Here is a 9834-nt window from a genome sequence, read left to right as displayed (position 1 = left end):
ATAACAAGCACCTTATTTTCTCGCTTTTTAACACCTGCACTCATGACCATCGCCTACAAAATGTTAAAATTAACAGCTTTTAATTTATCTTTATATTCTTTTGTTGTTAACATTCAGAGCCATTAAGCTAGTCAAGGGGCAAGTATCTTATTCATTCCGTTAGTCATAAAAATCACAATATTACGATTCTCTTTTCATATTGACATTTAAATCTTAGTGTATAAGTAAATGTGATACATTATTTATTCACACAAATAGCACGCCAACTTAATCGGCAAATTTCATTTAATTGAATAGCATCATATTCAATCGCATCCCTTCTCAAGTATCGAGCCAATGCAACTGCTGACTCTAAAGATAGGGCAATTAAGTAATTGATACCAATATCAATTATTTCACCTTTAATTATTGCTTTTTGATATAAATCATAAAGAGGAGAGAAAAGCAATTTCTCGTATTCATTCGATTTTTCATCTGATGTGCCAGGGATTTTTAAGTATTGTTCAAAGCTGAGTTGATCGGCATTTCTTTCTTTAGCAAGTGTTAAAATATTAAACCATACAATACGATAATTATCCCAAGATGAGTTTTCACTTTTTATACCGCCAAGGACTTTTTGTGAAATTGTTGTTATTACCTTTTCCCTAAGTGATATAATCAAATCATCTTTGCAAGTGAAATGTAAATATATAGTTCCGGCCGAAATCCCGGCTTCTTTTGCTATCAATTGCATCGATAGTCCATCAAACCCGTTTAATACAACGATCTTCTCTGCGGCTTCTAAAATTCTATCTCTCTTAGATAACATATTAAATCCTTAAAAATAAAAACAACCAAGGTAGCATTGGCCTTGTACTATTTTATTCTGCAACATTATGTAAAGCATCATTTTTGTTAAAAAATTACTTAATCAAAGATCTATCTATATCCAATCATTACTAATTCTGGCGTTAAAAAAATAATAAATTAAATCAGTAACCTCATTTAAAAGTAGTGATATAACATACCGTTTTTCAAAAAATTCTATTCCTCGGCGATAATTTATACAGAGAAATAATGAAAACTTGCCAATAGTCCAGAAAATTCTAAATATGGGATCTGCAAGTTACATCCCTCAAAAATATGCTCTTCAAAATGGGAGCCTTTCGGGCTCCCTCTGTAAGTTATTTTGGAATTCTAAATAACACTGCATAGAGCAATGGGATCACAATCAGTGTCAATACGGTTGCAAACAACAATCCAAACATGATGGTGACTGCCATACTCTTGAAAAAGGGATCCATTAATAAAGGTGCAACCCCCATAATAGTTGTTGCAGCCCCTAATACAACTGGCTTAGCCCGGCTTAAAGAGGCACCAACAACGGCATCGAATGGGGTCGTGCCATCACGGATATCATTATCCGCTTGATCAACCAGCACGATAGCATTTTTCACCATCATCCCTATTAAGCTTAAAAAGCCTAAGATAGCCATAAACTCAAAGGGTGTTTGGTATATCACTAGGCCAATAACGACACCAACGATTGCTAATGGCACCGTCATCCAGATAACGATAGGCTGTTTAAAAGCGTTAAACATGAAAATAACAGCCAAAATCATTGCTGCAAATCCATAAGGCGCAGATACCGCAATTCCTTCATTAGCATCGTTTGAAGCTTTATATTCTCCGTACCATTTCAGTTCATAACCTGAAGGAAGAATGATTTGTTCCATTTTGTCTTTGATACTGAGGAACGCATCGTTAGACAGTACTCCAGGAGCGGGATCAGCCTGAACAAGGATAGTTGGGATCCGATTGATCTTGCGTATTAGTGAGTCCTCCCATTCCAAACCTACAGACGAGACAAACTGGCTAATAGGTATAAAAGCCTGACTTTGTGCACTATATACATTAACGTTTTCAATGACTCTTTTATGTTGGCGCTCAGTTTCCGGTGCTCTTACCACCATTGGAATAAGATCATCATTTTGCCTGAACATCGCGATTTGTCGGCCTGTTAGCGATTGTGCTATTGCCTGATTCAAGTCTTTTGCGCTAAGTCCCTGTTGTTGCATAACTTCAGCAATATAATATGGCTTAATAACTGGGACTTGTTGTCGCCAATCATCTTGCACAGCAATCAGACTATTATCTGCATTCATTAATGCTTTAGCTTCTTCTGCAAGTGCTCGTAATACTTTGGGATCAGGACCTGAAAATCCCGCCTCAATTTTTTTGCCACCGCCGCGACCTAACATAAATTTCCATACTTTAATTGAAGCATCAGGAAAGTTAACAGAAAGTTCGGTTTGTAAGTCATCCAGTAAAACATCAATGTTTTTATAGTCATCAACATCTATCAATAGCTGACCATAAGCTGAGTTTCGTGGCTCCGGTGCATAGCTGAGCATAAATCTCAAACCGCCACTACCAATGAAAGAAGTCACATTTGTTACATGTTCTTTCTGTTTCACAAACTGACTCATGCTAACCATCATATCGGCAGTTTTGTTGATGTCGGTGCCTTGGGGTAAAAATGCATCCACCACAAATTGTGCTCTTTGGGATTCAGGCATAAAACCAGGAGGAATACGTCCCATATTGGCAATGGCGATGAGTAAGAGCGTGAGCAAAACCGCACCAGTGATTAATCGATTACGTAAAACTAAGAGTAAGATCTTATGATAAAAAGTTAAAATAAGACTTTCTTTGGCAGCCTTAGCATTTTTATCAACGGTTAAAAACTGATAGCACAGTAGTGGGGTTATTGTGATAGCAAATAGCCAACTTAAAAACATGGAGTAACAAATCACCCAGAATAATGACCCTGCATATTCCCCCATATCACTTGGCGATAACCCAATAGCGCTAAAGGCTAGAATTCCAACAACAGTCCCTCCAAGTAGGGGCCAGATTGTAGAGTTCACGACTTCTTTAATCGCCGAGAGTTTATCTTGGCCTTGTTGTAAACGAACTAACACACCATCGGTTACGACAATGGCATTATCAACCAGCATTCCAAGGGCAATAATTAACGCGCCAAGGGAGATCCGTTGCATGGCGATATCATCAATCAGCATAATGATAAGCGTACCGGCGACGGTCAGTAGTAAAACAAATCCGATGATAATTCCCGATCTCACTCCCATAAAGATCAATAAAACAACAAATACAATAACCACTGCCGCAATAAGATTATCGATAAAATTAGCGACAGAGGCACGTACAGAGTCCGATTGAATCGATATTTCATTGAGTTCCATACCAATGGGACGTTGGGATTCAAGTTCTGCTAGGCGTTGTTTAACAGCATCGCCCATTTCGACGACATTTCCGCCTGAAACATTAGAAATACCTAAGCCGATAGCATGTTCACCGTTGTATGACATCAACACTGAGAAAGGTTCTTTGTAGTCTTGATACACATTTGCGATTTGATTGAGCTGTAAAACAGTATTAGTGCTATTTATACCAATCTTTAGATTTTTTAAGTCATCCATTGTCTTTAAGGTGTTGTTGGGGATAACTGGAAGCCTCATGCCATCAAGTTCAATATCTCCTGCAACTGTAACTAACGTTTGATGCTGTAAAGTTTGGTATATCTGCTCAAGACTGACGCCATATTGTTGTAGGCGTTCAGAGGATAGCTCAATAAAAATTTGCTCTGTTTTTGTTCCTAATGTCGCTGTCTTGGCAACACCTTTGACTAATGCAAGTTCCTTTTGTAAAAAATTTACATAATCATTGAGTTGTTTATCAGTATAGCCTGGCCCTGTTATTGCGTAGAACAGGGCATACACATCCGCAAAGTCATCATTAACAAATGACGGTCCAGCCCCAGTAGGCAGATTTCTTTGTGCATCAGAGACTTTGCGGCGCAATTTATCCCAAACTTGGTCAAGTTCTGCTTTTGTTTTTGAGAATTCGAGCTTAATTTCAACGGTAACCTCTGAACTACCTTGTTTCGATATCGATTTTACTTCTTTAAGCTCTTGTAAAGATTGTACCGCAGTTTCAATCACTTCCGTTACTTCGTCTGCTACTTCTACGGCAGATGCACCTGAGTAGGGGGTAACAATAACGGCCTGACGAATAATAAACTCAGGATCTTCGAATCGCCCTAAATTTTTATAACTAATAAAACCACCAATTAATAGCAGAATTATGATTACCCATAGACTGTTCTTTTTCTGAATAGCGTAATTTGCAATATTCATTACTTGGCCCCTTCAGAATCTAATGGTCTAACCATATCCCCTTCTTTGAGTGAGTTTACGCCAGCGATTACCACTTTATCTTGCGGTTGTAATCCACTGGTAATGATTATTCTGTCTCCAAGTAATGTTCCTGTTTCAACCATTTTTTTGGTAACTTTGCTATCCATATCCACTAGCCATACATATTTTTTACCCATGTTATCGGGAGATATGGCGCTAAGAGGAAGCGATATTTGCATTGCATCAGTAGAATTTGCCTCAGGTGTTACATTTATCGACATGCCTGGCAATACATTTTGATTTTTCAAGTCAGAAAACCCTAGGATCACATTATATGTTTGCGTCAACTGCTCGGATTCTAAAGTGAAATATTTATAGTAAAGAGGAAAATCAATGTCATTAAGACCTTCAATATGTCCGACGGCATTTTTATTCCGACTACCTTCTGCAAAAAGTTTACTTGGCACATCAATGACTACTTCCAAATCATTCAGATTTTGCAAAATAAATATCATTTGATTGGGTTGAACGACAGAGAACTCATTCATGAGTTTTTTTGTGATGACACCGGAAAAAGGCGCTTTTATTTTAGTGTGTTCGAGGGCCTCAATAGCTGAATTGAATTTATTTTTGGCGAGATCACGTTCGGTTTTTAACTTTTCAAGATCACTTTTGGATATAGCTTGAGTTGAGTTATAAATGGACAAACCGCGCTGATAATCAGCTTCAGCTTTGCTGAATTGAGTTTTTGCAGAGCTTAAAGCAATTTTTTGCTCATAATCGTCGAGTTCCGCAAGTAGTTGCCCTTGGTTGACCGCGACACCTTCTTGAGCATTGATTTTAGCAATTTTCCCCGCAACCTTAAAAGATAACTCAACCCTCTGTGCTGCGCGGACTAGGCCAGTGAAGCTTAGCCCTGATACATCAGAAGCAGCGATTTCTTCTATCATTGCTGGGCGTGAAAATGAAGTATCAGTTGTTACCGTGTTGATTTGTTTATCACAACCGGTGGCAAATGAAGCTAATGCTATGATTAAAAAAGATTTTAAATGATTATTCTTACTCAAAAATGTATTCATAAGTTTTCCTAGTTAACCGTGTGATTAAGCCTATATCTCGTAAAAAATAATTATAAAACATACAATTACAATGTTACTAATTTGTTTTTTATAGCTGCAATTTAGGTCATACTAAATTGTGACAGTTTCACAATATCCTTCAATCAAAGAGTGAGATTAAACACACAAAACAAAGCACCTATAGAAATAGGAGCTTTGTTATCTAGGTCTGTTTTACTATTTTTTAGAAAAGCGTTTCCATTCACTGAGTTTTAAGAGTGAACGACATTCATTTTTATCTAACTTATCGCCTAAATATTGACCTTTACGATTAGCATTATCCCTTCCTAAGGCATAGCTTAACTTTTCTGAGCTCGACATCTTCCTGAACTCATCTGCTGCTCGTAAACGTGCCCATTTATAGCGTCCGTCATCCTCATATTTCTCTTCACAGTACTTCATTGCCCCTGTAAAGGCACCAAGTTTATATTCATGAGAATTAGGACTATCCGCTACTGCAACCCAAGATGTGAAGACGATTAAAATCAAAAATCCGCTTCTTACTATCTTATTCATATGTTACTCATACCCATTATGAAATTTTACGATTTAAATTAAACTTAAAACTGATACACAATTGAGACCATTGCCATAGTGAAACTATCACTATTAACAATCGGGGAGCGAGTAATATCATTATCTAATACAATATGTCTTAAAAATGCATTGGCATTTAATGATTTGGTCAGTTGATATGAAACTATTAAGTTTAGAGCTAAGTCTGTTGTACTATCTAGCTCATAGTTACTATATCCATAGTAATAATTAGCTACATCAGCACTCTTAAAGTTCACACCTACAGAAGGTATCAATGTTAAATCCTGAGTTAGTCTCCATGGATAGCTATAATTAACTTTGAAAATACTGCCTTCACTGTGGCCTGATATGTCATATAAAGCTGAGGTATTAAATATGCCTATGGCAGAGCTATAAGTTAGCTTAGCTCCAGAGTAAATAGATATCTTACGGTCGCCCAAAGCATTAACTACGGGATTAATAGAATCTGAAGCCTTCAAAAAATCTTCACCTAGTTCAGTGGCGAATGACAACTTGAGTCGATTACTCTGCCATAAATCATACTCTAAGTTAAAGATACTCGCTTTGAGTCTTTCACCTTTGTAATGAATTAAAGGGAGGCCATAGTTTTGATCATCAATACCTTTGTAGGGGGATGTTAAAGCAAGAACTCCGGCACCAATTGACCATTCAGCTTCATTAGCGATGGAATTTGTTGAAAACCCTAAAATTAATATGGACGTAAATATGACTTTACTGCACAGCTTGAACATAAAAAAACCTAATTTAAGTTAAAAATCACGAAAGCACCATTTTGATGCATATATGAATATTCATTCATTTTGATCGGAATGCTACATTTCCAGCAACTTCTTGTCAAGGTGTTTGAAATTTAACCTACAAGTAAACAATAGAATCGAGAGATAAAAATTTTAGATATAAGACTATTTTGTTTGAGGTGGTTATAAGCATAAGAATATGAAATATTGAGATAAATTGTCAGTAATATTTTTAAATGATGGTGGCGTAGCTCATCTAATATTTCATTAGATGGCACTAGTGTATTATCTGGGATTTGTTTCCTAAATCGGTTCAGTGAACAAAACTTTCATCACAGTTTAAATAAAACGATATACTGGGTTTCAGGCATACCCTGCCCTATGAGCTTGTTCAGCCCCCTTATAATGACGTAAGTCTTTCCCACCTGTGCATGGCGGTTTCTGAGATCGACTGGCGATGATAACCTTCTGTTTCTTCTATTACTTATTTGAGGCATGAAGCTGTTGCCAACTGACGACTAAGTTTCGTGGATGCCCTTATTCCCATAACGCTGCGCCTTCCCGATGTGGGATCAGCGCCAAGGCACGTTTTCGGCGAACTGCTCCGTGACAGGCTTTCGTGTTGTAAACGTCATAACCCAGGATATTGAGGATTTTTAATGGATTCGTTTGAGTCAATTGGCCAAGACTTCAGCGTCTGTCACACCTGATAAACTGAGCTCTGTAGTTATAAACATATTTATTGAATTAAAAATGTCAAATAAACACGAACTATTAGCAACCATCCTCTGTTGTAAAAAGGTATTTATCGATTAGCACAAGATTAGTTTTAAACCAAAGAACTTTGGCCTTGCTAAACCAGAAGTAACTATATGTATCTCGGGTTTATTGATTTTTGATAAAAATGCAAAGGAGGTCACGCAAATAATGTCTTAGTCACATGCAAGGTTATGTTATCTTGCGGGCTGTTTTTTTGATTTGGTTATCTATATGAATAAATTAATATTATCTAGCTTTTTAATCATCATTGCAGGCTGTAGCGCTAAGCTTCAATACATTCCAGGAGCTACAGGAATCCAAGCTTTATCCAACAGTGATGATGCGATTGCGAAGTGTGTCGTGATTGGTACATCGAGTATCGAATCACAACACCCTAATAACTTCAGAAAAGCTATTGCTAATACGGTTTATATGGAAGGCGGTACTCATTATAAGATTATATCTACAGATGAAAGTTTAAGGGGGAAAATTACTGGAGTTGCATTTGATATTTATAAATGCAGTAACATTTAATATTCTGATATCTACAAAAATGATCACCTCGGTCTTGGCCGCATGCCGTGATTTAGGTTTTCAAAATCTGACTCGATGTGACCGATATAAGCCATAAGATCATCAGCGTTATCTAATTAAAACAGTTTTCCAAGACAAGGATGTTAACTGCTTAATATGCAATTCCCAAAATGGCAAGAAAGCTAAAAATAAGTTAAGTTGTATTCTTTTATGATCTGTATATTGAACGCGATATACAGATCATAAACTCCTTGTGGGAAATGGCGTATTTTGACAAGAGAACCATTCAGACAATTCTACATTCATGCACTTAATTACCACTGCACAACCCCATATAATACAAAGATAAATCCACAAAACAATCATTTGTAAAAGCATAGTTTCATTGTGATCAATATAGAGATTACACCTAAGCTCAGTGCATCATTTAATAGCAAATTACTTTGCATAGGTATCTGTCCGAACCTTTGATAAAATCCTGTCAACGGGTTAGCAGTCTTGGTGGACAACCGTCTAACCCGCTAGCCCTCGTAAGAGGGCGTTCCTTCTAATTCATCCTATCCAGCAGTGCCATCTCTGCTTTTCTTAGCCAGAAGATGTAAGACTTTTTGCTGTCAAATCCCATTAAGGCCCACTGCTCTTTGCACAGATAATGGGCGCGGATGGCGCGTTTACAGTTAATGGATAACTGCTCAACGAGGCGGTCAAAATGGGCGACATGGGCAGGCACGTTGAGTTCGTGCTTTAGGTTGCCGCCACCCAAGGCTTCGCCTAAACGGTCGCAGGCGCTGCGGTTTGAAAACCCCTTGCCCAATTCTTGGTACACCCAATAACGGCCCCAGCGATACAGCCCTAACCGCAACGCCTTAATGTTCATCCTCTGCTCGGGTTCATCGCTAAAGCCCATTGGCCACCTCATTTATCTTCTCAATCGAAAGCTTAAACACATCAAGGCATATTGATGTCACATCGTCATAGGGCGCAGTAGTGCGGCCATTTTCCCAACGTTGGTAAGTGTAGTGGCATAGTGAATTTGGCCACCTAATAAGAAATGTTATGATCCTCTCATAACCCATTTAGGTGACAACATGAATAAAAGTAAACGTGCTCGATATAGCGCAGCCATTAAGCTTGAAACAGCTCAATTAGTCGTTGATCAAGGTTACACACAAGAAGCGGCGGCAAAAGCCATGAACGTGGGGAAATCGACGGTCAGTAAGTGGGTAACACAGCTTCAGATTGAGCGCCAAGGGCTTGCTCCTAAAGCCTCACCCATGACACCTGAGCAGATTGAAATCAGGGCACTTAAACGTGAAATTGAGCGCATAAATCTCGAGAAAGAAATCTTAAAAAAGGCTACTGCTCTATTGATGTCGGACTCGCTGAACAATTCTCGATAATCGAGAAACTCAATCAGAGCAACAAATACCCTATTTCAGTGCTATGCCATGTATTTAACGTGAATCGGAGTAGCTACCGCTATTGGGTGAGCCGTGAGCTTGTGGTGACATCTGAACAGCGACTTTTAGAATGTGAAATCAAAGCGATACATGCTGAAAGCAAGCAATCCACAGGGGCGAGAAGTATCGCCACAATCGCCTCTGAACGTGGCTTTACGTTAAGTCGTTATCGGGCGACTCGGTTAATGAAAAAGCTCGGATTAGTGAGTTGCCAACAACCTAGACACCGCTATAAAAAGGCTGAAAATGAGCATGTGACAATCCCTAATGCACTTAAACGGCAATTTGCAGTTGTCGAACCTAACACCGTTTGGTGCGGCGATGTGACGTATATTTGGGCGGGTAATCGTTGGTGCTATTTAGCGGTTGTGCTGGATTTATTTTCGAGAAAGGCCATTGGTTGGGCGATGTCATTTTCACCGGATACTGAGTTAACGGTAAAAGCGTTAGAAATGGCATTTGAATCACG

Annotated in this window: 7 protein-coding genes and 2 pseudogenes; 2 read left to right on the top strand and 7 right to left on the bottom strand. The window is 38.4% G+C overall.

Features of this window, described 5'->3' with window-relative positions; translation table 11 throughout:
• Nucleotides 1–238 precede the first annotated feature (238 nt).
• The 6 genes and pseudogenes from NE536_RS21880 to NE536_RS21855 form a co-directional block, all read right to left on the bottom strand.
• Nucleotides 239–808 (bottom strand): TetR/AcrR family transcriptional regulator, encoded by a 570-nt coding sequence (locus NE536_RS21880; protein WP_261274008.1) that lies wholly within the window; start codon nucleotides 806–808, stop codon nucleotides 239–241.
• 355 nt (nucleotides 809–1163) lie between these two features.
• Complete coding sequence (locus tag NE536_RS21875; RefSeq protein ID WP_261274007.1) at nucleotides 1164–4199, bottom strand: efflux RND transporter permease subunit; 3036 nt, start codon at nucleotides 4197–4199, stop codon at nucleotides 1164–1166.
• Nucleotides 4199–5278, bottom strand: a complete 1080-nt coding sequence (locus tag NE536_RS21870) for an efflux RND transporter periplasmic adaptor subunit (RefSeq protein WP_261274006.1) — start codon at nucleotides 5276–5278, stop codon at nucleotides 4199–4201. The genes NE536_RS21875 and NE536_RS21870 overlap by 1 nt, the downstream gene beginning before the upstream one ends.
• 216 nt (nucleotides 5279–5494) lie before the next feature.
• Nucleotides 5495–5833, bottom strand: a complete 339-nt coding sequence (locus NE536_RS21865) for a hypothetical protein (protein ID WP_131525966.1) — start codon at nucleotides 5831–5833, stop codon at nucleotides 5495–5497.
• Between the two features lie 44 nt (nucleotides 5834–5877).
• Nucleotides 5878–6606, bottom strand: coding sequence for a MipA/OmpV family protein (locus NE536_RS21860; RefSeq protein WP_261274005.1), 729 nt, complete (start codon nucleotides 6604–6606; stop codon nucleotides 5878–5880).
• A gap of 338 nt (nucleotides 6607–6944) precedes the next feature.
• Nucleotides 6945–7343: pseudogene (locus NE536_RS21855) on the bottom strand (transposase); the annotation flags it as partial.
• A gap of 259 nt (nucleotides 7344–7602) precedes the next feature.
• On the opposite strand from NE536_RS21855, the gene NE536_RS21850 reads away from it, so the two are divergent.
• On the top strand, nucleotides 7603–7905 hold the full coding sequence (locus NE536_RS21850; protein WP_261274004.1) for a hypothetical protein: 303 nt from the start codon (nucleotides 7603–7605) through the stop codon (nucleotides 7903–7905).
• A gap of 547 nt (nucleotides 7906–8452) precedes the next feature.
• On the opposite strand, the gene NE536_RS21845 is transcribed toward NE536_RS21850, so the two are convergent.
• The gene (locus NE536_RS21845) at nucleotides 8453–8812 is read right to left on the bottom strand and encodes a hypothetical protein (protein WP_261274003.1); all 360 of its coding nucleotides are present in this window, start codon (nucleotides 8810–8812) and stop codon (nucleotides 8453–8455) included.
• Between the two features lie 181 nt (nucleotides 8813–8993).
• On the opposite strand from NE536_RS21845, the pseudogene NE536_RS21840 reads away from it, so the two are divergent.
• Nucleotides 8994–9834, top strand: a pseudogene (locus NE536_RS21840) (IS3 family transposase); the annotation flags it as partial.

This window comes from Shewanella septentrionalis (assembly GCF_025370265.1).
GTDB classification, from domain to species: domain Bacteria; phylum Pseudomonadota; class Gammaproteobacteria; order Enterobacterales; family Shewanellaceae; genus Shewanella; species Shewanella hafniensis.
Note: the sequence above shows the minus strand (reverse complement) of the source record. Positions and strands in the feature narration are given on the sequence as shown.